General features: G+C 38.8%; 24 protein-coding genes. 2 read left to right on the top strand and 22 right to left on the bottom strand.

What is annotated here, in order from left to right:
* Positions 1–782: 782 nt before the first annotated feature.
* The 17 genes from NSQ41_RS04190 to NSQ41_RS04110 all read right to left on the bottom strand — a co-directional run bounded on the left by NSQ41_RS04190 (position 783) and on the right by NSQ41_RS04110 (position 19,029).
* On the bottom strand, positions 783–2,003 hold the full coding sequence (locus NSQ41_RS04190) for an IS110 family transposase (RefSeq protein WP_063388609.1): 1,221 nt from the start codon (positions 2,001–2,003) through the stop codon (positions 783–785).
* 261 nt (positions 2,004–2,264) lie between these two features.
* The gene (gene sufB / locus NSQ41_RS04185) at positions 2,265–3,662 is read right to left on the bottom strand and encodes a Fe-S cluster assembly protein SufB (RefSeq protein WP_063386926.1); all 1,398 of its coding nucleotides are present in this window, start codon (positions 3,660–3,662) and stop codon (positions 2,265–2,267) included.
* 31 nt (positions 3,663–3,693) lie between these two features.
* Positions 3,694–4,128, bottom strand: coding sequence for a Fe-S cluster assembly sulfur transfer protein SufU (gene sufU / locus NSQ41_RS04180; RefSeq protein WP_063386927.1), 435 nt, complete (start codon positions 4,126–4,128; stop codon positions 3,694–3,696).
* Complete coding sequence (locus NSQ41_RS04175) at positions 4,118–5,338, bottom strand: cysteine desulfurase (protein WP_339194488.1); 1,221 nt, start codon at positions 5,336–5,338, stop codon at positions 4,118–4,120. The genes sufU and NSQ41_RS04175 overlap by 11 nt, the downstream gene beginning before the upstream one ends.
* On the bottom strand, positions 5,338–6,648 hold the full coding sequence (sufD, locus tag NSQ41_RS04170; RefSeq protein WP_066249201.1) for a Fe-S cluster assembly protein SufD: 1,311 nt from the start codon (positions 6,646–6,648) through the stop codon (positions 5,338–5,340). Before sufD ends, NSQ41_RS04175 begins: the two co-directional genes overlap by 1 nt.
* Positions 6,649–6,665: 17 nt before the next feature.
* Positions 6,666–7,451 carry a Fe-S cluster assembly ATPase SufC gene (sufC, locus tag NSQ41_RS04165; protein WP_063386930.1) on the bottom strand — a complete coding sequence of 262 codons (786 nt, stop codon included), beginning with the start codon at positions 7,449–7,451 and terminating at the stop codon, positions 6,666–6,668.
* Positions 7,452–8,481: 1,030 nt separating this feature from the next.
* Positions 8,482–9,327: a MetQ/NlpA family ABC transporter substrate-binding protein gene (locus tag NSQ41_RS04160; protein WP_063386932.1), complete on the bottom strand. Its 846-nt coding sequence runs from the start codon at positions 9,325–9,327 to the stop codon at positions 8,482–8,484.
* Positions 9,328–9,345: 18 nt separating this feature from the next.
* A complete protein-coding gene (locus tag NSQ41_RS04155) occupies positions 9,346–10,014 on the bottom strand; it encodes a methionine ABC transporter permease (RefSeq protein ID WP_066249196.1) in 669 nt (222 codons plus the stop codon).
* Positions 10,007–11,032: a methionine ABC transporter ATP-binding protein gene (locus NSQ41_RS04150; protein ID WP_063386934.1), complete on the bottom strand. Its 1,026-nt coding sequence runs from the start codon at positions 11,030–11,032 to the stop codon at positions 10,007–10,009. Before NSQ41_RS04150 ends, NSQ41_RS04155 begins: the two co-directional genes overlap by 8 nt.
* A gap of 265 nt (positions 11,033–11,297) precedes the next feature.
* Positions 11,298–11,612 (bottom strand): SCP2 sterol-binding domain-containing protein, encoded by a 315-nt coding sequence (locus NSQ41_RS04145; protein WP_339211058.1) that lies wholly within the window; start codon positions 11,610–11,612, stop codon positions 11,298–11,300.
* A 114-nt stretch (positions 11,613–11,726) separates the two neighbouring features.
* Entirely contained in the window at positions 11,727–12,038 is a 312-nt protein-coding gene (locus NSQ41_RS04140) for a thioredoxin family protein (protein ID WP_063386936.1), read from the bottom strand.
* Positions 12,039–12,054: 16 nt separating this feature from the next.
* Positions 12,055–12,405: a toprim domain-containing protein gene (locus tag NSQ41_RS04135; RefSeq protein WP_063386937.1), complete on the bottom strand. Its 351-nt coding sequence runs from the start codon at positions 12,403–12,405 to the stop codon at positions 12,055–12,057.
* Between the two features lie 149 nt (positions 12,406–12,554).
* On the bottom strand, positions 12,555–12,938 hold the full coding sequence (gcvH, locus tag NSQ41_RS04130) for a glycine cleavage system protein GcvH (protein ID WP_063386938.1): 384 nt from the start codon (positions 12,936–12,938) through the stop codon (positions 12,555–12,557).
* Positions 12,939–13,001: 63 nt separating this feature from the next.
* Positions 13,002–13,361 carry an arsenate reductase family protein gene (locus NSQ41_RS04125; protein WP_066249190.1) on the bottom strand — a complete coding sequence of 120 codons (360 nt, stop codon included), beginning with the start codon at positions 13,359–13,361 and terminating at the stop codon, positions 13,002–13,004.
* A gap of 219 nt (positions 13,362–13,580) precedes the next feature.
* A complete protein-coding gene (locus tag NSQ41_RS04120; RefSeq protein ID WP_063386989.1) occupies positions 13,581–15,320 on the bottom strand; it encodes an acyl-CoA dehydrogenase family protein in 1,740 nt (579 codons plus the stop codon).
* A 133-nt stretch (positions 15,321–15,453) separates the two neighbouring features.
* The gene (locus NSQ41_RS04115) at positions 15,454–16,629 is read right to left on the bottom strand and encodes an acetyl-CoA C-acetyltransferase (RefSeq protein ID WP_066249187.1); all 1,176 of its coding nucleotides are present in this window, start codon (positions 16,627–16,629) and stop codon (positions 15,454–15,456) included.
* 18 nt (positions 16,630–16,647) lie between these two features.
* On the bottom strand, positions 16,648–19,029 hold the full coding sequence (locus tag NSQ41_RS04110) for a 3-hydroxyacyl-CoA dehydrogenase/enoyl-CoA hydratase family protein (protein ID WP_186439303.1): 2,382 nt from the start codon (positions 19,027–19,029) through the stop codon (positions 16,648–16,650).
* 171 nt (positions 19,030–19,200) lie between these two features.
* On the opposite strand from NSQ41_RS04110, the gene NSQ41_RS04105 reads away from it, so the two are divergent.
* Entirely contained in the window at positions 19,201–19,464 is a 264-nt protein-coding gene (locus tag NSQ41_RS04105; RefSeq protein WP_133309146.1) for a hypothetical protein, read from the top strand.
* 14 nt (positions 19,465–19,478) lie between these two features.
* Entirely contained in the window at positions 19,479–19,829 is a 351-nt protein-coding gene (locus tag NSQ41_RS04100; protein ID WP_144597777.1) for a spore coat protein, read from the top strand.
* A 361-nt stretch (positions 19,830–20,190) separates the two neighbouring features.
* Here NSQ41_RS04100 and NSQ41_RS04095 read toward each other — a convergent pair whose 3' ends face one another.
* From NSQ41_RS04095 to NSQ41_RS04075, 5 genes are read right to left on the bottom strand one after another with little or no spacing between them, the layout of a single operon-like run.
* A complete protein-coding gene (locus tag NSQ41_RS04095; protein WP_063386943.1) occupies positions 20,191–20,442 on the bottom strand; it encodes a DUF2573 family protein in 252 nt (83 codons plus the stop codon).
* A 15-nt stretch (positions 20,443–20,457) separates the two neighbouring features.
* Positions 20,458–21,222: an IucA/IucC family C-terminal-domain containing protein gene (locus NSQ41_RS04090; protein WP_082829501.1), complete on the bottom strand. Its 765-nt coding sequence runs from the start codon at positions 21,220–21,222 to the stop codon at positions 20,458–20,460.
* The gene (locus NSQ41_RS04085) at positions 21,210–22,031 is read right to left on the bottom strand and encodes an ABC transporter ATP-binding protein (RefSeq protein WP_063386944.1); all 822 of its coding nucleotides are present in this window, start codon (positions 22,029–22,031) and stop codon (positions 21,210–21,212) included. Before NSQ41_RS04085 ends, NSQ41_RS04090 begins: the two co-directional genes overlap by 13 nt.
* Positions 22,032–22,042: 11 nt before the next feature.
* Entirely contained in the window at positions 22,043–23,095 is a 1,053-nt protein-coding gene (locus NSQ41_RS04080; protein ID WP_339194470.1) for an iron ABC transporter permease, read from the bottom strand.
* Positions 23,092–24,093 carry an iron ABC transporter permease gene (locus NSQ41_RS04075; protein ID WP_235600414.1) on the bottom strand — a complete coding sequence of 334 codons (1,002 nt, stop codon included), beginning with the start codon at positions 24,091–24,093 and terminating at the stop codon, positions 23,092–23,094. Before NSQ41_RS04075 ends, NSQ41_RS04080 begins: the two co-directional genes overlap by 4 nt.
* Between the last annotated feature and the right edge of the window lie 18 nt (positions 24,094–24,111).

Below are 24,111 nucleotides of genomic sequence, written 5' to 3'. Positions count from 1 at the left end.
TTTATCAGGAGATGAAATTACTGCAAATAATATAGCATTTGGTTTTATCAATCCATTATTTTTCTTGTTATCTTTTATTCTCCTTGCAGTAATTTGCGGCTCGGTTTTATTTTTGTATGAGAAGATGTTCAAGCCTCATAGAAAAACGTAAGCCATCATTTATGGTGTTCTAGAGGAGAGGGGCAAGCGAAATTTTAAAGCTTTCTGATGCTTCTTTCTCTCAGCCACTATTGGCATTGGGGAAAAGCTGTTATGCAATAATAGTCCGGTGAGTGACGTTTCCTGCTTGTGACCGCCACAGAAGTGTGCAAACATGCAAACTCCTTGTTCTTTCTTTACATGATGCTCTCCTTTAGCTGGAGCAAAAGATTAAGATACTAAAGCATAAAAATACCGCTGACACATATCTCCATGTGACTAAAAAAATCGAGGATGAAGCACTGGAGTTGTATTAACGGTATACAAACATGAATATCTAATTTTTGTGGGTGAATTGTGGGACTGTCCGAAAGTCAAATCCCCATTGAAAATAAAAAATTATAAACACCGATATATCAACTTTTCTAAAATAATGGGGGCGTCAATAAGCCGTAAAAACGACTTATTAGACACCCCCTTCTTACCTCTAGTCAAGTATTTTTTATTAAATAATTTGGTTAATATAGATTTTATTTTGGAAGGAAGGGGGACCCCTTCCTTCCAAAATAAATTTTCGCATGACAAATAGACCTCACGATTTCCATTTTTTTCGTCAGGTCTTTGTGATATAATCTTACTTACGATTACTGATGCATTGTTGCCTTTTCGTAATCGTATTTCAGATTATGTGTGATAAGGTGATAAGCCGATTTCAAGAACTTATTCACGCATGCTATGGACGCAACTTTATGAGGTTTCCTCTGGGGTTGCGTTTTTAATTTATCATAATAATCTACAATATGATTTTGTGTGTTTTTCCGTAGTTGGATCATGGTCTGGATCATGTAAAATAGAATCTTTCTAAGTTTGTTATTTCCTCTTTTATTAATCTTGTCTTTATAAAAGGTATTCCCAGATTGATATCTCATAATATCAATACCGACGTAAGCATTCAGTTGTTTATGGTTTTTGAATCGTCGAATATCTCCTAATTCTCCAATTAAACGAACTGCAGTCGTTTCTCCGATTCCTGGAAATGAAATTAAAATCTGATACTCTTGTTTATCTTTCGATAATTTAACCATCTTTTGGACAAGTTGATCTCTTTTCTCCTTCAAGTCTGCAATCCGTTTGGCATAATCCCGCACTTGTTCACAGCGAATATCATCTTTTGAAATTGCTGGATACGCTTCTTTTGCTGCTTCGATTAAAGCGATCCCTTTTTCTTCAGCACGTGCCAATGATAAGTTTTTTCTTGTGTTGGCTTTTAAACGATTACGAATCACTGTTTTTGAACAAACTAACACATGATCCGGATGAGGGTATAATTGAACGACATTCAAAAATAAAGCAGAACGTTTACTGAATAGCTTTTCTAACTCGGGAAAACTCAATTGTAGAATCGCATGTAAACGACTATATAAATGCGTCATTTCACTACTTAATTCATCATAATATCTCGTCATTGCACGCATTTGTTTATAATATTCCCCTTCTTGATAAGTTTGTTCACGTTCAACTCTAAAGTGAGTTTTCGCAAGTTCATGAGCGTCGCTTTTATCTGTTTTTTGTCTCCTCATTGAAGCCATTTGAATATTCGCTTCGAGTGGGTTAACTCGATAATACATATAACCTTGATCACCTAAGAATCGTTCTAGTGGTTTTGAATATACGCCTGTTGCTTCAAAGACAATATCAGGTGCCTGTGCATCTTTTTGTGTTAAAGATATAAGGGTTTCGTTTAATTTCTCGAAAGAGTAGCGGTTATGGGTTATTTCACCCTCATATTCGCATTGACGATAACGGTCATAAATGACCATTGTACTTTTCCCCATACTGACATCAAATGCCACTACGTGTTTCATATTTTCTGCCTCTCCTTTTTAGCCAAACATAGAAGTTCTTCACATTGCCTTATTGATTCCATTTTCTTATACACGGTCTCTTCGGACCCAACATACTAAACTGATTCAAATAAGGATGTGAAGTTGGTCTGTTTTTAATACGGACTCTATTTGGTCCCAGGGGATGTTCGACCTTCCTTCACTTCTACTATAAAAAAATAGTAGCACAAACCTTGGCCTAGGTCTGTACTACTAATGTTAGTATGTTTAGTATTATAAGGATTATCCAATACTTCCTTCCATTTCAAACTTGATGAGGCGGTTCATTTCAACGGCGTATTCCATTGGCAGCTCTTTTGTGAATGGTTCAATGAATCCCATAACGATCATTTCGGTTGCTTCCTCTTCAGAAATGCCGCGGCTCATGAGATAAAACAGCTGCTCTTCAGATACTTTCGATACTTTTGCTTCATGTTCCAAAGATATATTATCGTTTAGGATTTCATTATATGGAATCGTGTCGGAAGTTGATTGGTTATCCATGATTAATGTGTCGCATTCAATGTTTGCACGTGCTCCGTCTGCTTTCCGACCAAAATGGACTATACCTCGGTACGTTACTTTTCCACCTTGTTTCGAGATCGATTTCGAAACAATCGTAGATGAAGTATTCGGCGCTAAATGAAGCATTTTCGCTCCTGCATCTTGATGTTGACCTTTACCGGCAAGGGCAATGGACAATGTCATGCCGCGTGCACCTTCACCTTTCAAAACGACTGCAGGATATTTCATAGTTAATTTCGAACCGATGTTTCCGTCAATCCATTCCATTGTTGCATTTTCTTCACAAACCGCACGTTTCGTTACTAAGTTATACACATTGTTTGCCCAGTTTTGAATTGTTGTATAGCGGCAATAGGCTCCCTTTTTCACAATGATTTCTACAACAGCACTGTGCAGCGAGTTAGTTGTGTAGACAGGCGCCGTACATCCTTCAACATAATGAACGTGGGCACCTTCATCAACTATAATTAACGTCCGTTCAAATTGTCCCATGTTTTCTGAATTAATTCGGAAATATGCTTGCAAAGGCGTATCAACTTTTACTCCAGGCGGAACGTAAATAAATGAACCCCCTGACCAAACTGCAGAGTTTAAAGCGGCAAATTTGTTATCAGTCGGCGGAACGACCGTCGCCCAATATTTTTTAAAGATGTCCTCGTTTTCTTTTAAGGCGCTGTCTGTATCTTTAAAAATGATGCCCATTTTTTCAAGGTCTTCTTTCATATTGTGATACACAACTTCTGATTCGTATTGGGCAGAAACACCTGCTAAATATTTTTGTTCCGCTTCAGGAATTCCGAGCTTATCAAAAGTGCGTTTAATTTCTTCTGGAACTTCATCCCAAGAACGTCCTGAGTGTTCAGAAGGTTTTACGTAATAAGTAATTTCATCGAAATCTAAAGCAGACAAATCGCCGCCCCATTGAGGCATTGGCATTTTATAAAAATGGTCTAAAGCTTTCAAGCGGAATTGCAGCATCCACTCAGGCTCATTTTTCATTTTCGAAATTTGTTCAACAATTTCTCTTGTCAATCCGCGTTCTGCTCGGTATATAGAAACGTCTTTATCGACAAAGCCATACTTATAATCGCCTATTTCAGGCATTTTTTTCGCCATACTTTCTCACTCCAATCTAATTTAAATTTTATCACTCGACTTCAGATCGCACACCTTTTTCCATCGCTTTCCAGGCAAGCGTTGCACATTTGATTCGAGCTGGAAATTTTGAAACGCCTTGCAATGCTTCAATATCTCCTAAATCAATATCATCATCGTATTCCTTGCCTTGCATCATATCGGAGAAGATTTTAGAAAGCTTAAGAGCATTTTCAATCGTTTGTCCTTTGATCGCTTCGGTCATCATGGATGCCGATGACATCGAAATGGAGCAGCCTTCCCCTTCAAACTTCGCATCGATGACTTTTCCATCCTCAATTTTCATTGTCAGATGAATTCTATCACCGCAGGTTGGATTGTTCATGTCAACCGTAACGCTGTCTTGAAGAGAGCCTTTATTTCTAGGATTTTTATAGTGATCCATAATGACTTGACGATACAATGTGTCAAGATTATCAAATGACATTGCCGAAATACTCCTTTGTTTTTTGAATTGCGCGAATGAATAAATCAATTTCTTCTTCAGTATTATATAGATAAAAGCTCGCCCGTGCTGTCGCTGATACTTCTAAGCATTTCATCAATGGCTGGGCGCAATGGTGCCCGGCTCGGATCGCAATACCTTCCGCATCCAGAACAGTTGCCACATCGTGAGGATGAATGCCTTCGAGGTTGAAGGTAACGAGCCCAGCCCGTTCTTTCGGTCCGTAAATTGTCATGCCTTCAATATTTGAGCATTGTTCCAATGCATATTGGGCAAGTCTATGTTCATGATTGAAAATATTCTCAAGCCCAATTTCTTCTAAAAAGTCAATTGCTGCAGCTAATCCAACTGCTCCGGCAATAATTGGTGTACCAGCTTCAAATTTCCATGGGAGCTCCTTCCATGTAGATTCATATAAACCGACAAAATCAATCATCTCTCCGCCGGTTTCAACCGGTTCCATATTTTCGAGCAGCTCTTTTTTTCCGTATAGAACACCGATTCCTGTCGGAGCACACATTTTATGTCCCGAGAAAGCAAGAAAATCACAATTTAAATCTTGAACATCAATTTTCATATGTGGTGCTCCTTGAGCAGCATCTACGACAAGAACAGCTCCGTTTTGATGAGCAATTTCGCCTATTTCTTTTACTGGATTGATCGTGCCAAGAACATTGGATACGAGCGCAATCGAAACAATTTTCGTATTGGCTGTAATCGTATTTCGAACATCACTTAACGAGATAGTTCCGTCTTCTTTTAGTGGTATATATTTTAACGTAGCTCCTGTTTCTTTTGCAACTTGCTGCCATGGAATTAAATTGGCATGATGCTCCATGTACGTAATGACAATTTCATCGCCTTCATTTAAATTGGCCTTTCCATAGCTCTGTGCCACCATATTTAGTCCTGTTGTTGTTCCCCGTGTAAAAATAATTTCCTGGACGGATTTTGCGTTAATAAATTGACGAACTCTTTCCCGTGAACCTTCATAGGCATCTGTAGCTTTTGTACCAAGTGTATGAACACCGCGATGCACATTTGAATTGTACTCGCGGTAGTATTTTGTGATTGCATCAATGACGACATTTGGCTTTTGCGATGTTGCAGCATTATCCAAATAAACTAAATCGCGGCCGTTGACCTTTTGACTAAGGATCGGGAACTGTTTGCGAATTTCTTTAATATCCATTACCGAACTTTCCTTTCAATAACCTCTGTCAATTGGTTTTTTACACTTTCAATCGGCATTTGTCTTACAACAGGATCTAAAAATCCATGAATAATTAATCGCTCAGCCTCCGATTTTGAAATTCCTCTGCTCATTAAATAATAGAGCTGAATCGGGTCAACACGTCCCACAGATGCGGCATGGCCGGCGACAACATCATCTTCATCAATAAGCAAAATCGGATTTGCGTCTCCTCTTGCCTTTTCACTTAACATTAAAACGCGGGATTCCTGCTCAGCATTTGATTTCGATGCACCGTGCTCAATTTTGCCGATGCCGTTAAAAATGGACGTCGCACTGTCTTTCATAACACCATGTTTTAAAATGTTGCCTTCGGTATGTTTGCCAAAGTGAACGACCTTCGTCGTAAAGTTTTGAATTTGGCTTCCTCTCCCAACAACAACTGTTTTTGTATCGCCTATAGAACCGTCTCCGACAAGATTTGTTGTGTTTTCAGAAATCGTATTGCCGTCATTCATTAATCCTAATGCCCAAAGAATTTTTGCATCGCGTCCAGCAACCCCGCGGCGGTTCACATATGTTGTGATGTTTTCAGTCAGATTGTCAACCGCACCGTAGGAAACTTTCGCATTAGTATTGGCGATAACTTCGGTAATTAAATTAAACACAGCACCCTCTGTTTCGGTGGTCGAGATGTAGTTTTCGACATACGTAACAGAACTATTATCATCCGCAACGATGATCACATGATTAAACAAATTGGCTTCAGGGTTTTCATGTATAAAAACCGCCTGAAGAGGCTTTTCCACTTCTACATTTTTCGGCACATACACAAAGACCCCGCCGTTCAAATAGGCTGCGTGCAAAGCTGTCAGCCGATGTTCATCAATTTTTACTCCATCTTTCATAAAATATTGCTGAAGCAAGTCTCCGTGTTCCTTTGCAGCCGTGTGAATGTCAGTAAAAATAACTCCTTTTTCTTTCAAATCTTCAGAGACTGTCAAAAAAGCAGGCGTATTGTCACGTTGTATATAGAGATTTTTATGTTCTTCATCTGCCTCAATAAGCGTTTTTACTTCTTCCGGCAGCTCATCAAGAGAAGATAGAGTGCTGCTGGAAACGACATGTTTAGAAAACTGTGAGAAATTCCATTTGTCGATTTTGGTTTTATCCGGCTTTGGCAATGGAAGCTCTTCAGCTTTTGCAAGAGCAAGCAAGCGAAGATCTTTCAGCCAGTCCGGTTCTCCTAACTGTTTGGAGAAATTTTCTATATATTTCTGGTCAAACGGTAGTTTCGTTTCTACAGTCATTTTGATCCTCCTAACGCTTACGCTTCTTGCCCTACTGTTTCGTCTTCGATGCCTAATTCCTTTTTAATCCAGTCATATCCTTCTGCTTCAAGACGCTGAGCTAGTTCTGCTCCGCCGGATTTCACGATTCTTCCTTGCATCATAACATGAACAAAATCTGGTGTAATATAGTTTAACAGACGTTGATAGTGTGTAATAATCAGGCAGCCAAACTCAGGGCTCCGCATTTCGTTGATACCTTTGGAAACAATTTTCAACGCATCAATATCTAAGCCTGAATCGATTTCGTCCAAGATGGCAATCTTAGGCTCAAGCATCATTAATTGAAGTATTTCATTCCGTTTTTTCTCACCGCCCGAGAATCCTTCATTTAAATATCGCTGCGCCATCCCTTGATCCATTTCAAGAAATTCCATTTTTTCATCCATTTTGCGAATAAATTTCATTAAAGAAATTTCGTTGCCTTCGCCTCGGCGGGCGTTGATAGCTGAACGCAAGAAATCAGCATTTGTGACTCCGCTGATCTCACTTGGATATTGCATGGCAAGAAAAAGTCCTGCACGCGCACGCTCATCTACTTCCATCTCAAGCACATCTTGTCCGTCGAGGGTTATGGATCCTTGTGTCACTTCATATTTTGGATGTCCCATGATCGCGGAGGAAAGAGTTGATTTTCCTGTTCCGTTCGGCCCCATGATCGCATGAATTTCTCCGCCTTTTATTTCAAGGTTCACACCTTTTAAAATTTCTTTCCCTTCTACGGAAACATGCAAATCTTTAATCGTTAATGTAGATCCTGACATAACCAATACCTCCATTAATCTATAGGTCAAATATTAATATCATTCTCAATTTATTCTCATTATTATTTTATAACAAATTAAAAGTGAATACAACCTTTTAATATCTCACAACATTATTCATATTACCAAATTTTTAGGAACAAAGTATATAGTCATCTTAGTATCATTCAAACAAACTTGTTGTATGTATTCAATAAAAAGAAAAACCAGTCTTTGCCGACTGGCTGATTTAGTTTAGCGTAGACAAAAACAATTTCCCTTTCAGATTAGCTGTTACAATTTGGCTGCTGCGGTAATTTCGTTCTCTTTTTCTTTCAACCTTCATTCGCTTCTTATGTGTTCTCCTATATTCGTTATATCCCATTCCGTGAAATTGATGCATTGCTTTTTCCATTTCAGACGTAAATTTAATGTCTATCATTTCTTGGTTTAAATAAATAATGAACCAATCCTTTCATTTTTTATACAATTTAATGTTAGCAATGATTGCAACTTGAAAGCAACCTGCTGTATCGCTGATTAAAACAGCTTAAAACCCATTTTAAGCCAATGAGAAAGGATTAAAGGTTCAATCTTACAAATGCTCAAAAATACTGAAAATTACATCTTTATTTGTTTTTCATGCAAAACATTCCGTTCTAAATGCGGCCGCTAAGCTCATCACAAGTCCTTCTTCGAAAGATGGTGCAAATCCTGCTGCTTCATATATTTCCTTTCGGCTGCATTCCCGCTGGAGAGAAAAAATACAATATTCATCTTGCATTTGACACTGATCTTTCATGCTATTGATAGCTCAACCTTTTTGAAACAAGCAATTGTAAAATTATGTTGAGTAAATGCCCCATTCCCTTTCTTATGTTCTGCTGAAGCGCTTAATTGAAATGAACAGCACTTTCTATTTGCTTTTTTGGCGGCATAAATTTCACCTAAGTTCGTACATTTTCTCAAATGAAATTTTGTCCAAACAATACCAGCTCAGCTTGGTCCAAAAAAAGAAGCTGCGCGTAAATATGCACAGCTTCCCAATTGATTATTCAGCAGGAATAACGGAGCCTTGATAATTTGTTTGAATAAATTCTTTAATTTCATCTGATTGTAACACTTCTACAAGAGCTTTAATTTTTTCAGAGTCTTTATCTTCACTGCGGACAGCAATGACGTTTACATACGGATTGTCTTTTGGCGATTCAAGAGCAATGGCATCTTTTGATGGGTCAAGTCCTGCATCCAGAGCAAAGTTCCCGTTAATTAATACAGCGTCGCCTTCATTGTTTTCATAAGCTTTCGTCAACATTGGCGCTTCGATGTCTGTTTTGAATTTCAAATTCTTTTTGTTTTCTGCTATGTCATCAACTGTCGCTTTCGTTTTATCAACGCCATCTTTCAGCTTAATTAAACCTTTTTCCTCCAGCATTGACAGCATGCGTCCATGGTCAGCAACTGAGTTACTCATGATAATAGTAGCTCCATCCGGAAGCTCCTCTAAAGATTTATATTTTTTTGAATATACGCCAATTGGCTCAATATGAATTCCGCCGGCATTGACAAAATCATATCCATGTTCTTGTTTCTGTGCTTCAAGGTAAGGGATATGCTGGAAGTAGTTTGCATCAATATCCTTTTCCGCTAAAGCTTTATTCGGCAATACATAATCAGTGAATTCTTCAATTTCCAATTTATATCCTTTTTTCTCAAGAAGCGGTTTTGCTTCTTCTAAAATTTCTGCATGTGGAACAGGAGATGCGCCAACTTTAATTACTTCATTTTTCTCATTGTCAGAGCCGCCGGAGCTGCCTCCCTGATTACTTCCACCTCCGCAAGCAGAAGCAAATATCATCGTCGCACCTAAAACAGTCGCTAAAAGCCATTTTTTCATATTATTCTCCTCCTTCGTTTAACGCTTATCAATTGCTCTTGTAATCATATCGCCGATCAATTGGATGATAAATACAATAATCAATATGAGTACAGTTGCAACAAATGTTACATCACTATGATTACGCTGAAATCCTTCTAAATAGGCAAGGTTTCCAAGACCACCGGCACCAATGGCGCCTGCCATGGCTGTATAACCTACCAACGCAATTGCTGTGACAGTTATTCCTGAAACTAAAGCAGGCATCGATTCTGGAAGCAGTACCTTGAAAATAATTGTGCTCATTGTAGCTCCCATCGATTTTGCAGCTTCAATCACCCCCTTGTCAACTTCCCTCAGTGCAATTTCCACCATCCTTCCATAAAAAGGCGCAGCACCAATGATGAGTGCAGGAAGTGCAGCATTAGCACCTAAAATGGTACCAACGATTGCTTTTGTAAAAGGAAGCAGCAAAATGATCAAAATAATGAAAGGAATTGAACGGAATACATTGACAACTGCTGCAACAAACGAGTGGATAAACCGATTTTCCCACATGTTCCCCTTTGACGTTAAAAACAATAAAAGACCTAAAATAATTCCGAGAAAAAATGTAGCAAATACAGAAACAGCTGTCATATAAACCGTTTCATAAGTTGCATCAATGACTTTGTCCCATTTTACATTTGGCAACAATGTCTCAAACATTCGCAATCACCTCCAGCTCCACTTGTTGATTGCGAATAAATTCAATGGCTTGTTCAACTGTAGTTTCATCTCCATCAAAATGGATGATTAACGTTCCGTAGGATCCACTTTGAGTTTGTGAAATTTTCCCTTGCAAAATATTAACCTCTACATCGAACTCTTTAATGATTTTTGAAATCATAGGCTGCTCCGCTCTGTCTCCTACAAAGGTAAGTTTGACAACCTTTCCATGCTTGTACTTTTCAAGCAGGTAATCAATCGTTTCCATTGTTTCATCAGGTTCTGTAACTTGTTTAACAAATCGTTTTGTAATGTTAGCCTTCGGATTTCGGAAAACCGTCAACACATCACCATGTTCAACAATCTTCCCGTTTTCCATCACAGCCACTCTATGACAAATTTTTCGAATTACATGCATTTCATGGGTGATCAAAACAATCGTTAAACCTAATCGCTTGTTAATATCTACAAGCAAATCTAGGATGGAATCAGTCGTTTGAGGATCTAAAGCAGAAGTCGCCTCATCGCACAAAAGAACTTTCGGATTGTTCGCAAGAGCTCTTGCAATGCCGACTCTTTGTTTTTGTCCTCCGCTCAATTGCGAGGGATATGCATCTTCTTTTCCTTCTAAACCTACTAGTTTAATAAGTTCATCAACTCTTTTGAGCCGATCGCTTTTCTTCATGCCGGCAATTTCTAATGGAAAAGCGATGTTCTCCCGCACTGTTCTTGACCACAATAGATTAAAATGCTGAAAGATCATACTAATCTCTTTTCTGGCGGATCTCAGTTCTTTTCCTTTAATTTGGTCTATTCTTTTTCCCGCCACTTCAACTGTCCCATTTGTTGGCTTTTCAAGACCATTTAACAAGCGTATTAATGTACTCTTCCCAGCACCGCTGTATCCGATGATCCCAAAAATTTCTCCGCTCTGGATTTGAAGATCAACTTGATCGACAGCTTTTACTTGGCTATGATTCGTATGATAAATTTTTGTAACACCGTTGAGAGAAATCATGTTTACACCTTCTTTCACACATGCAGCAGCTTCGGTTTAATACTAAAAGCCTTCCTGCACAGCTGCAGAAAGGCACGATTACATTCAATTGACCTTCCTTTTTTTCAACGCAATTGTAGACAAAGCTTTATTGTACATGTGCACCCGCTATTTTTCTATTAAAACATTATTTTAAACAATACAAACTAACTGGGAGAGATTGTACCATTCAACAAACATTGTGTCAATATATTCTTTTCCGATATATTTACTCTATTTTAACCTGTTAGGCCAATAAAGACAAGACAGATTCCAATCTTAAAATATCCCGAAATCTCCCCTCAACTTTTACTGCTTTCAATTTCATTAGTTGTTGGAGCTTTAGCTGGCCTGTAATGAGCTCTTCCATTTGCTCTTCATTTCCTATAATTTTTACATCAATGGATTCGATATTTCCATCAACTCGTCTTAATCCTTCCAAATCCAATTGATAACAATAAATGCTTTGGCCAAACTCAAAAGCAATAAACATAGGATGTGCCGGAAATAAAGGCTTTAAAAAATGATGATCATTTGCCTTTTCTAATAAAAAATCAAACATTGACAACCCCCCAGCAAATATTTTATTTTACTCATTCTTTCTAGCTTTCCTTCTTCCTGCTGGGAGTTGTCGACGCTTTCTAGAAAAAACTGACATATTTCTCAGGAAATATAATTATATGGTAGAAAAACTTTTTAACTTTTGATATAAATAGTCAATAGAATGAAACGCATATATTTTTTCGGCAATTTGTCCTTTTTCAAAGATCAATAAACATGGAACACTTTCAATTTTCCATTTTTCAGCAAATTCAGGGATATAATTCAAATCTTTCGTATATATGTTTATGGAAGGAATGATTTTTTCTACAATTTCCAGCATGCTTTTAGCTAATTTACACGTCCCGCAAAAAGGTGTATATAAAAATATAATGGTTTGCTCTTCATCGCTAATCGCATCTAATTGCTCTTTTGTTATTTCAATCATTGAACACACTCCACATTTATGATAAATATCTTGCATGTACATCAATATTTGCTCTCAGCAAAACGGCGGCAATATGCTGTTCAGGTGCGGATGCAACTTGACGGTACATTTTGTCTATATATAAATGGTTGGCTTCCGGAAGCTCCCGCTTAATTTGTTTTCTCAATTTTTCTCCTGCTTCATCCGCATCGACTAAAATATAAACATCCTTGAAAAATAAGCTTTCCGCCAATTCATCGAGCTTGGACAAGCTTAACGTGCCATTTGTACAAATAATCTCAGCAGGTTCATTAATAATTTTCTCTACTTTTTTCTTATCAGACTTTCCTTCAACAATGATAACTTTCTCAATTTCTATCAGTGCCATTGTTATCACCTGCTTATAGATGCTTTTTGATATATACTTATTCTAAATGAAGTGGTTGATTCCTTCACACAAAACACTTTGATTGTCCGCACTTTTCCATTTATAAAGAAAAGGAAACCCCCTTCTCAAAGGGAGACGGGGGTTTCATATTAGTCTTCTTTTACCATTTCTTCATATTCTTCAGCTGTCATTAATTTTTCAACATCTTGAATGTCATTTGGTTCAACAACAATCATCCAAGCCTTTTCATAAGGAGATTCATTTACATATTCAGGATTGTCATCCAATTCCTCATTCACTTCAACAACTTTTCCGCTGATAGGGGCATAAAGCTCAGAAACTGTTTTCACTGATTCAACGCTACCGAAAGGTTCGTCAGCGACTATTTCATCTCCAACTTCTGGAAGTTCAACAAATACGATGTCACCGAGTTCAGACTGCGCAAAATCAGTGATCCCAATTCTTACTTTGTCACCTTCCACCTTTACCCATTCATGCTCTTCAGAATAACGCAATTCTTTTGGTGTATTCAATGTCATTCCCTCCAATTATCATTTTTATATAAGAATTCTATTTAAATAGAATCTTTTCTAAATTTAATTTCCCCAAATCTTCTCAAATTCCTCTTCTTTAAAGCCAACGGTCACCTTTTCCCCATCGGTAACAATCGGCCGCTTAATGAGCATACCGTCTGATGCGAGCAAATCAAAGAGCTCCTCATCTGTTGCTGTTTTTACTTTTTCTTTTAAACCTAATTGACGATATTTTTGACCGCTCGTGTTAAAAAACTTTTTTAACTCCAATCCGCTCTTTTCATAAAAGGATTTTAACTCTTCTTTAGAAGGAGGATTTTCCACGATATGTATTTCACGAAAATCAATTCCGTGATCTTCCAGCCATTTTTTCGCTTTTCTGCAAGTTCCGCACTTCGGATACCAGTACATTGTTAAAGCCATTCCTTCTCACCTCCTTCATACAACACCAATAATATTTTATCATATCCGATTTGGACAAACATAATAACTTGATCAATAAATTTTTGGAGCTGTCCAGAAAGTCAAATTCCCATTGAAAACAAAAAATTATAAACACCAATATATCAACGTTTCTAAAACATTAAAGGGGGCGTCAATTAGCCGTAAAAACGACTTATTAGACACCCCTAAGTCCCGCAGTTATACTATATATTTTTCCTCTTCAATCACTCTAGCTGCAATTTGGCGTTTTTTCTTAATGACATTTACAGGGATTTGTCGCATCAATTTTTTTAGAGCAGAGAGAAGAATCCGCAAGTCGTCTCCTTCCTCGATCGCAACAATCGTTTCTTTTGCATTCGCCTCTAATTCCTGAAACGCTTCTTGCACAAACACTTGTGTATAAAGAAGCTTCTGTTTATTCTTTTCTTCTCCTGAGTTCACAATGGCCTTTTCTGTGCGCAAAATAGCGGATTCCATCGCATAAACGTTATTTACCGCATCCGCGATATTTGCAAGAATCTCTTGTTCCTGCTGCAAGGATTGGCCAAATTTTTGAGCTGCAGCACCTGCCAGCAAAAGCGTCACTCTTTTCGCTTGTTTCAACAAATATTTTTCTTGCTCCAATACGCCATCGCCGATTTCTTCCGGCATCCATGTCAACAGTTCTTTTTGAAGGCTTTGTGCTTTTTGAAGAAGAGGTAGCTCCCCTTTCATTGCTTTTTTCAAAAACATTCCCGGAACAAGCAAGCGGTTGATTTCATTCGTTCCTTCAAAAATGCGGTTAATTCTGGAGTCGCGATAGGCCCTTTCCACTTCATATTCCGCCATGTATCCGTATCCGCCATGAATTTGAACTCCTTCATCCGCTATATAATCAAGCGTTTCAGAACCGAATACTTTGTTTAATGAGCATTCGATCGCATATTCAGCAATCGATTGGGCAACAGCATTTCCATCCTTTTGCTCTTCAGGTGTTAAATAACTCATCCGGTCATCAAACAATCCAACCGTTCGATAGACTGAGCTTTCCATTGCATAAAGCTTCAGCGCCATATTGGCCAACTTTTCTTGGATTAACGGAAATTGGGCTATCGGCCGTCCAAATTGTTTCCTTTGCACCGCATATTTGACCGACAATTCGATGATGCGCTTGCAGGCTCCGATTGCCCCGACGGCTAATTTGTATCGTCCGATATTTAAAATATTGAAGGCAATTTTATGCCCTTTGCCGATTTCCCCTAAAACATTTTCTTTTGGCACTAAAACGTTGTCTAAGATCAATGTCCTTGTTGAAGAGCTTTTGATCCCCATTTTCTTTTCCTCAGGACCTGTTGAAACACCCGGAAAATCTCTTTCAACAATAAATGCTGTGAAATGTTTGCCGTCCACCTTTGCATACACGATAAAAACATCTGCAAAAGCTGAATTTGTGATCCATTGTTTTTCTCCGTTTAAAATATAATGTGTTCCTGCCTCATTTAGCTTCGCTGTAGTTTTTGCACCAAGAGCATCTGATCCTGATCCTGGTTCCGTTAATGCATATGCAGCGATTTTTTCACCGACTGCAAGGCTGGGCAAATATTTTTTCTTCTGTTCTTCATTTCCAAACAATACAATTGGAAGCGAGCCAATGCCTACATGGGCTCCAAATGTAATTGAGAAGCCCCCTGCGCGGGAAAATTGTTCTGCAATAAGAGCAGAGCTTACTTTATCAAGACCTAGTCCGGAATATTCTTCTGGAATATCTGCTGCGAGCAGACCAAGTTCGCCAGCTTGCTTCAGCAATTTCACCGAAATATCAAATTCATGGTTTTCAAGACGGTCAATAAAAGGAACAACCTCGTTCAGGACAAAATCTTCAGCTGTTTTCGCAATCATTTTATGTTCTTCTGTACAGTCTTCCGGCGTGAAGATCCGATCAAAAGGAATTTCTTCCATGATGAAGCTTCCGCCCTTTATATAGGCCTCTGTTTTGTTTGCCACCCAATATTCCCCCTTTTGGATTCATAAATAAGTTCGAAGACTCCATGTCATTTTCCATCATGTTTAGAAAACCTAACCTTTTGGTTTTTTATAGAAGCTCGAAAACTCCCGCTGCACCCATTCCGCCGCCGATACACATCGTCACCAATCCAAATTGTTCATTTCTTCTTCTCATTTCGTGGATAAGAGTTAATGTCAATTTTGCACCTGTACATCCAAGAGGATGTCCAAGAGCTATGGCACCTCCGTTTACGTTTACTTTCTCTTCGTCTAATTTGAGTTCTCTAATTACTTGAATCGCTTGTGAAGCAAATGCTTCGTTTAATTCAATGAGTCCAATATCGGAAAGTTCAAGACCCGCTAATTCAAGCGCTTTTGGCACCGCAACGACAGGGCCTATTCCCATCACTTCAGGCGGCACTCCTCCTACAGCAAAAGAACGGAATTTGGCCAGCGGCTTTAGCTGAAGCTCTTCCGCTTTTTTTCGATCCATTACCATAACGGCAGCCGCTCCGTCGCTCATTTGCGAAGAATTTCCCGCCGTTACAGATCCGTTTACTGCAAATACCGGTTTTAAAGATGAAAGAACCTCTTTTGTTGTTTCTGGTCGAACCCCTTCATCTTTGCGAAATATTGTTTTTTTCTCCTGCAGCTTGTTATTAGCATCAACTGTTCGGTTCGTGATTTCTACAGGAACGATTTCTTCAGCAAATGCTTCGTTTTGAATTGCTAATGCTGCTTTTTGGTGGCTCCGCACAGCAAATTCATCTTGTTCCTCTCGACTGATATTGTATTTTTGTGCGACCTGCTCGGCTGTATGTCCCATGCTCATGTAATATTCAGGCGCTTCCTCGGCAAGCTTTGCATTTGGCCGCAATACATTTCCAGTCATTGGAACAAGACTCATTGATTCTGTTCCTCCTGCGATAATGACTTCCGCATGCCCAAGCATGATCCGTTCAGCTGCATAAGCAATAGCCTGCAGCCCTGAAGAACAAAACCTGTTAATGGTTATTCCCGGCACTGTATAGGGGAGCCCTGCCAGCGCCGCGATATTTCTTGCAATGTTTAAGCCTTGTTCTGCCTCAGGCATAGCACAACCAATAATGACATCATCAATATGTCCGTCATAGCTTCCGGCCCGCTTCAATGTTTCCTTTACTACTAATGCTCCTAAATCATCCGGTCGTATGTTGGCTAATGCCCCTTTTTTTGCTTTTCCAACCGGTGTCCTAGCACCAGCGACAATGACAGCTTCCCTCATTTTTCTAACTCCTTTCTGTCAGTTGCGCAGCGGTTTTCCTTTTAACAGCATGTGCTGCATCCTGGCTTGTGTTTTCGGTTCACCTATTAAACTTAAAAATGCTTCCCGTTCCAAATCGAGCAAATATTGTTCATCTACCTTTGTCCTGTATGGAAGCTTGCCTCCCGCAATCACATAGGCTAATTTTTTAGCAATCTTTACATCGTGCTCCGAAGCGTATCCCGATAAATAAAGATTTTGTGCCCCTAATATCATGGCGGCATATCCGGTCTCGCCAACTACCGGAATTTTTTTGCGGACAGGAGGACGGTATCCGCTTTCATATAAAAACAGCGCTTTTTGCTTCGCATCATACAGCAGGTGATCTTTATTGATGGTTATGGCGTCTGTCGGTTGAAGAAACCCGTTTTGCTGCGCTTCCTGTGCGGATTTGGACACCTTAGCCATGGCGATCGTTTCAAATGTTTTATTTGCGACCTTTTGCAAATCAATTTCAATATCATTGCCGATTTGGTCAAGAATTTTTATATACAGTTCTTTGTTTCCTCCCCCGCCCGGGATCAGTCCAACACCTGTTTCAACTAGGCCAATGTAAGTTTCCATAGCTGCTTGAATGCTTGAGGCAGGCAAACATACTTCCGCGCCGCCTCCCAATGTCATATGAAAAGGGGCCGCTACAACCGGCTTCGGACTATATTTAATTTTCATCATCGCTTGCTGGAACTTTCTTATCATCAGCTCAATTTCAAAATAATTTTCATCCTGCGCCTCCATTAACATAAACGCAAGGTTTGCGCCTACACAAAAGTGTTTTCCTTCATTGCCGATGACTAGCCCTTTATAATTTTTATCAACTTCGTCGATGGCAAAATCGATCATTTGCACAATATCATAGCCGATCGCATTGTTTTTCGAATGAAACTCGAGCAGTGCGATATCATCGCCGATATCGATTAAGCTTGCCCCGTTATTTTCTTTAATGATTGATTTTTCATTTTTCAACGATTGCACATGAATTTGTTTCATATTTGTTTGCAGCAGTCTGTACTCGCCCCGATGATAAAAATAAGTGGTGCCTTCGCTTTGCTTATAAAACGTTTCATTTCCATCCTTCAGCATTTGCTTGACCCATGCTGGCACTGTTCCGCCCTGCTGTTCAATGGTTTCAACCGATCGTTTTATCCCGATTGCATCCCACATTTCAAACGGTCCAAGCTCCCAGCCAAATCCCCACTTCATCGCTTGGTCAATGTCAACGATCGTTTCGGCAATGCTGTCCAGCTGTTCTGCGGAATAAAGAAGCGTTGGAATAAGAATTTTCCAAATAAGAGTGCCTGCACGGTCGTTCGAATAAACAACTGCTTTTAACTTCTCCCCGGTGCCTTTTTCACGTCTCGCTATTTCGATAGAATCGGCACGCAGTTTTTTTCTATTTTCATATTCCATCGTATTTACATTTAATTCTAAAATTTCTTTGCCCGTTTTTTTGTAGAATCCTTGCCCGGCTTTTGACCCAATCCAGCCGTTTTCATGCATTTTCTTCATAAAATCCGGGACACTAAAAATTTCTTTTTCTTCGCCATCCACTCTTTCATATACGTTGTTTACGACATGAAAAAACGTGTCTAAACCGACTACATCAAGTGTGTGGAATGTGGCGCTTTTTGGTCTGCCGATCAAAGGCCCTGTCACGGAATCAACTTCTCCGACAGAATAATTCCCTTTCAGCATTTCACGTACGGTTACAAGAAAACCATATGTTCCAATGCGATTGGCAATGAAATTCGGTGTATCCTTTGCGCAAACAACCCCTTTGCCAAGAACATCTTCACCAAATCTCTTCATAAATGCTACAACTTGTTCGTCAGTATCTTTTGTTGGAATAATTTCGAGCAGCTTCAAATAGCGTGGCGGGTTAAAAAAGTGAGTGCCTAAAAAATGTTTGCGGAAATCTTCTGAGCGGTTTTCTGACATCGAATGAACGGAAACTCCAGACGTGTTTGTGCTGATAATGCTGCCTGGCCGCCGCCATTTGTCCACTTTTTCAAAAACTTTCTGTTTAATATCGAGCCTTTCCACAACTGCTTCAATCACCCAATCAGCTTCAGCAATTTTCTCAATGTCATCATCAAAATTCCCGATCTCAATTCGCTCTATATTTTCTTTTGCAGTCAATGGAGCAGGGGTCTGCTTCTGCAGTCTTTGCACGGCCTTTTGAGCATAACGGTTTCGAACGATTGGATCTTTCAGCGTCAATCCTTGCTGTTTTTCTTCTGCCGTTAGTTCTGTCGGTACAATATCCAGGAGTAATACATGAATCCCGACATTCGCTAAATGTGCTGCAATTTGGGATCCCATCACTCCTGATCCGAGTACTGCAGCTTTTTTTATTTGACGCACAATTTCAAATCCCCTTTCATTTGAATGAACATTCATTCATTTTTTCTGTTTTACTAAAGTATAAAATATTTAAAATTTTTGTTCAATATTCCTGTTAAAAAATTTTTGCATAACTCTTTAAAAATTGTGGGATATTAAATTTGTACATTTTTGAAAAAGGGGGCTTTTATGATGAATCAAATGCCAACCAATATGCAAAATATGCAGCAAAATCAAATTTATAACGAACCGCCGCAAATTATTTCTGTAAAAGATCAACTATATTTAACAGATATGATGTCATGGAATTTAATTGCGATGAAAAAAGCACATTTTTTTGCTTCACAATGCCAAATTCCTGAAATTAAAGCTGAGTTGGAAAAGGTAGGAGAAATGCATCATCGCCACTATCAGCAGATATTAAATCAATTAAATGGCAATCCACAAATGCAGTAGAAAGGAGATTTATTATGCAAGCCCAGCAATCAAACAACACGAAAATCAGCAATCCGGAAACAACAGTTCAAAAAAGCCCGCAAATGAACGACCGCGACTTTATAAATGATTTGCTTGCAACTGAAAAATATATGACACAAGGTTATAGCACAGCTTTGAATGAGCTTAGCCACACCGTTTTATACGAAAATATTCAAATGATTTGCGACGAAACGCAAAAATGCCAGCGGCAGTTATTTAATGTCATGTTTAAAAATGGATGGTATTCCCTTGAGGCGTGCGACAACCAAAAAATACAACAAAGCTATCAGCAATTTGCTAATTATTTGCAACAGCAATCTCCTTACAATCAAAACATTCAATAAAAATGAACTTAAAAGTGTCTGACCCCATTCGAGCAGACAGCAAATAAAGAGTTAAAGCAGCCTTATTCCGGTAAACAAGCGGAGTAAGGTTTTATTTCTTTACGGGTTGAAATGTTATTCCCAATCGATTACTGAATAGGCGATCGAATGCTCATTCCGTTCTATATGATAACTATTTATCTGCTGTTTTTAAAGTAAGAAGCATTTTGCTTTAGCACAAAAAAATTTTAACCTTTATCAGCATTCCATTGTTTCGTCCAACGTCAATGCTATGAAACCTTAAAGTTATTTTGAATGATACTATTCTGTCCGCATAAAAAATCCTCCTGCTACTTATAAGGAGGACAACTTCAAATTTAGATCAACGTTTTTTATTATTTCTATGCTGTTCATTTAATTCTTTTATTTCATTAATAATAGCTTTCATTTGTTCTTTTGCTTCTGGAAATTTTTCATTCCAATGTTTCACTAGCGGCGGCATCGATTTTGCCATGTACGTATACAACACCCAAATTTTCACTTTTTCTTTTAATTCAGGAGACGATTTTCCAAGCAAGAGTTCGGTATACTTTTCAACAAGCGCATCAATCTGAGCTTGAAACTGGTTATCCATTTTTAATCTCTCCAATTACTTTTTTATTGTACATTCACTAACATTCGGGCATGTTCTGCACTTTTTCCCTTCATCGTCTGTCAAATAAAACAGGCAGCATGTTTTTCTTTTTCGAATATAATCATCATATTGATCAGAATATGTCTTAGGACCAAAAAATTTTTTTAAAGGGTTCCGATTAAAATCCCCAAACAATTCACCTTTTGCTTCCTTCACGCAATAAATAAAATCTTCTTTTATTTTTTCATGTTTATCTTCATGCTGCTTTTCATTGAGCAATGTTTCATACATCCAAAATATATAGATCGCAACATTTTCCCAAAGAATCCATTTTGAAATTTTTGCCTCTGTTGAGACAACCTGTAAAAGACGGGTGATGTTTTCTTTAAATAATAAGGTTAACATTTCATCCCGCCATTTTTTTCTTTCTTGGGGAGCGATTGTGACTTCGTTCGATTTGAAATAAAAGCCCGGCAGCCAAAGCGGATCTTCGTCATCAGTGATCAGGACAAGATTTTTTATATCCACTTTTAAAGCTTTATCAAACATTGTCATGGTATAAAGAGCTAAAGCGGCTAAAAAAGCATATCTTTTAATAAACATTGACCCGGCTACATAAAGAGGTGCATTAAATTTAGGCTGAATATTTTTTAAAAACAGCTGCAGTTTTTCCGGTTTTAGCAGTTCCTCCATGTCAATTGATGAATCGGTTGCACGTTTTGCTTCTGAATATCGAAATTTTGACAGCACCTTTATTTCATCGAACGTCAACTTTCCCATGCCTGCATCCCTACTTTATTAATATTTCTCCCTTTTCCGAACGGAATACATAGCGGTGTTCCAAAAATCGGATCGCGAATAATTTTGCAATCCATTTCAAATACATCTTTGACCAGTTGTACATTCATTACATCTTCCGGTTTTCCTTGTTTATAAATGTTTTTATCCTTTAATACGACGATATGATGAGCATAACGGCAGGCTAAATTTAAATCGTGAAGAACCATGATGATCGTTCTTTTCTCTTTCATATTCAATTCAAATAATAAATCGAGTATTTCAATTTGATGTGTTATATCTAAATAAGTTGTTGGCTCGTCGAAAAGAATAATATCTGTATTTTGCGCCAAAGTCATGGCGATCCATGCACGCTGTTTTTGTCCTCCTGATAAAGAGTCCACTGTTCGTTCTGCCAATTCACTCATTCTAGTTGCTTCAAGCGCTCGAAAAACTAATTCTTCATCTTCCTTGGACCATTGGTTCAGCCAATTTTGATAAGGATACCGTCCTTGTTTAACAAGCTGCAAAACAGTTAATCCTTCTGGGGCTTCAGGCCCTTGCGGAAGTATAGCCAGTTTTTTTGCCACTTCCTTTGTCGGTAGCTCGGCAATGTCCTTTCCTTCCAAGAGTACCGAACCGCCTGCTGGCTTTAAAATTCTTGCCAAAGATTTTAATAAGGTCGACTTTCCGCAACCGTTGCTTCCAATTAATACAGTAATTTCTCCCGTTGGAATAGTAAGATTAAGATCTTCAATAATCATATTCTGTCCATAAGCAAAAGTTAACTCATGAGTATACAATCTATGCATGCCATCACCTCCTAAATATTTCTGTGCTTCATTAACAAGTAAATAAAATAAGGAGCCCCGATCGCTGAAGTAAACACACCAGCTGGAATTTCATGCGGCAAAAAGATTGTTTTTCCCAATAAATCAGAAAGCATAACAATGAGTGCCCCGACAAAGGCTGAAATCGGCAGCATCAAACCAAAGCTTGAACCGACAAGCTTTCTTGCAATGTGAGGAGCAATAAGACCTACAAACCCTATCCCTCCTCCAAAAGCGACAGCAACAGCAGTCAAAGCGGTTCCTAGAAATAAGAGGAAAAAGCGGGTTAATTGTACTCGGTTTCCCATACCGATTGCGATCTCATCGCCAAAACTTTGAATATTGATCGTTCTTACAGTAACAACCGTTATCAAGAGAAGAATGATAGTTGCTGGAAACAAAATCTTTACTTGAGACCAGTTTGCCGCATAAACTGAGCCGGTTATCCAAATATTTGCTTGGGATGCTTGGTAAATAGGCCCTTTTATCATTAACAAAGTCGTTAATGCTTTAGTTAAAAAGGAGATTCCAATGCCGACCAACACAAGCCTGATTGCAGTCACACCGTTTTTCCACGACAATAAATAAACACAAATGCCTGTAACGGCTGCTCCTATGAAAGCTGCCAAAGGCATCCAATGAATGCTTACAGTTAAAGAATGATTCTTATCGGAAAACAGCATTAAAAATAGTACAACCGCTGCCGAAGCACCGCCGGTAATTCCGATAATGTCAGGGGATGCTAAAGGGTTTCGAACTAAATTTTGCAAAATTCCGCCCGCAACAGCCAAACACATGCCGACCAAAAGGGAAATAAGAATTCTCGGAAGCCTAAATTGTTTAATAACAAGCTCGTTCGTTCCATCCCCTATTCCAAAAATTGTTTGAAAAACTTGGGCAGGGCTGATCATCACTTCGCCTACACTTGCACTGACAAGGATTACGAAAAACGCCGCAAGAAAGAAAACGAACGAAAGGAAAAAGGCTTTTTTATCAATTAAAAATGAAATGACATTTCCGATCCGAAGCGAAACATATTTTTTCATGATGCACGAACCCCCTTCCTTGCAATATAAACAAAAAATGGGGTTCCAATTATCGCCGTCATGACCCCTACAGGGACTTCTTCAGGCATGACAATGAAACGGGCGCCAATATCTGCTGCAACTAGCAAAATCCCACCAAATACTGCACAGAACGGCAAAATCCATCTGTAATCATTTCCGGCCACATACTTTGCAATATGGGGCACGACTACGCCGATGAATGCAATAGGACCAGCCGCCGCAACTGCACCGCCCGCAAAAAATATGACAGCACAGGCTGCAAAAAACTTCACTGTTCCTACTTTTAGTCCTAAACTTTTCGCCACTTCTTCTCCCATTACTAAGACGTTTAATTTAGAGGCGATAAATGTACAAATAACTAATCCAATCAAAATATATGGAAGAACAGCTGTCATTACCTCCATTTTGCGGCCTTGCACAGATCCTGCAAGCCAAAATAATACTTGATCCAACGCTGCTTCATTTAAAACTAACAAACCTTGCGTAAGGGAAGAAAAAAGTGCCGCAACGGCCGCTCCTGCCAAAGTAAGCTTTACAGGCGTCAATCCATCACTACCCAATGAGCTGATCATGTACACAAGCATGGCAGCAAAAGCTGCGCCTGCAAAAGCAATCCAAGTAAACGCTTGTAAGCTGTTTACAGAAAATAAGGAAAAAGCTAGAACAATAAAAAATCCTGCACCGGCATTGATGCCAAAAACGCTTGGCGATGCAAGAGGATTTTTCGTAATAGCTTGCATCAATGCACCGGATAAAGCAAGACAAGCGCCGACTACACTCGCTATGACGGATCGAGGAAGTCGAACATTTTGTATAATAATATGTTCATTGGAACCATTAAAATGAAAAAAAGCATCCCAAGCCATCTTCCAGCTTGTATCCGTATATCCATATACAATACTTGCACACATGCAGAATAATAGAAGCAAAAAGGAAAGAAAAAGTAAGATTGCTTTACGATTACTAGATAATGACAACTTCACGTCTCTCCTAAC

Source organism: Aeribacillus sp. FSL K6-8210 (genome assembly GCF_037963925.1).
Lineage (GTDB): Bacteria > Bacillota > Bacilli > Bacillales > Aeribacillaceae > Aeribacillus > Aeribacillus composti.
Note: the sequence above shows the minus strand (reverse complement) of the source record. Positions and strands in the feature narration are given on the sequence as shown.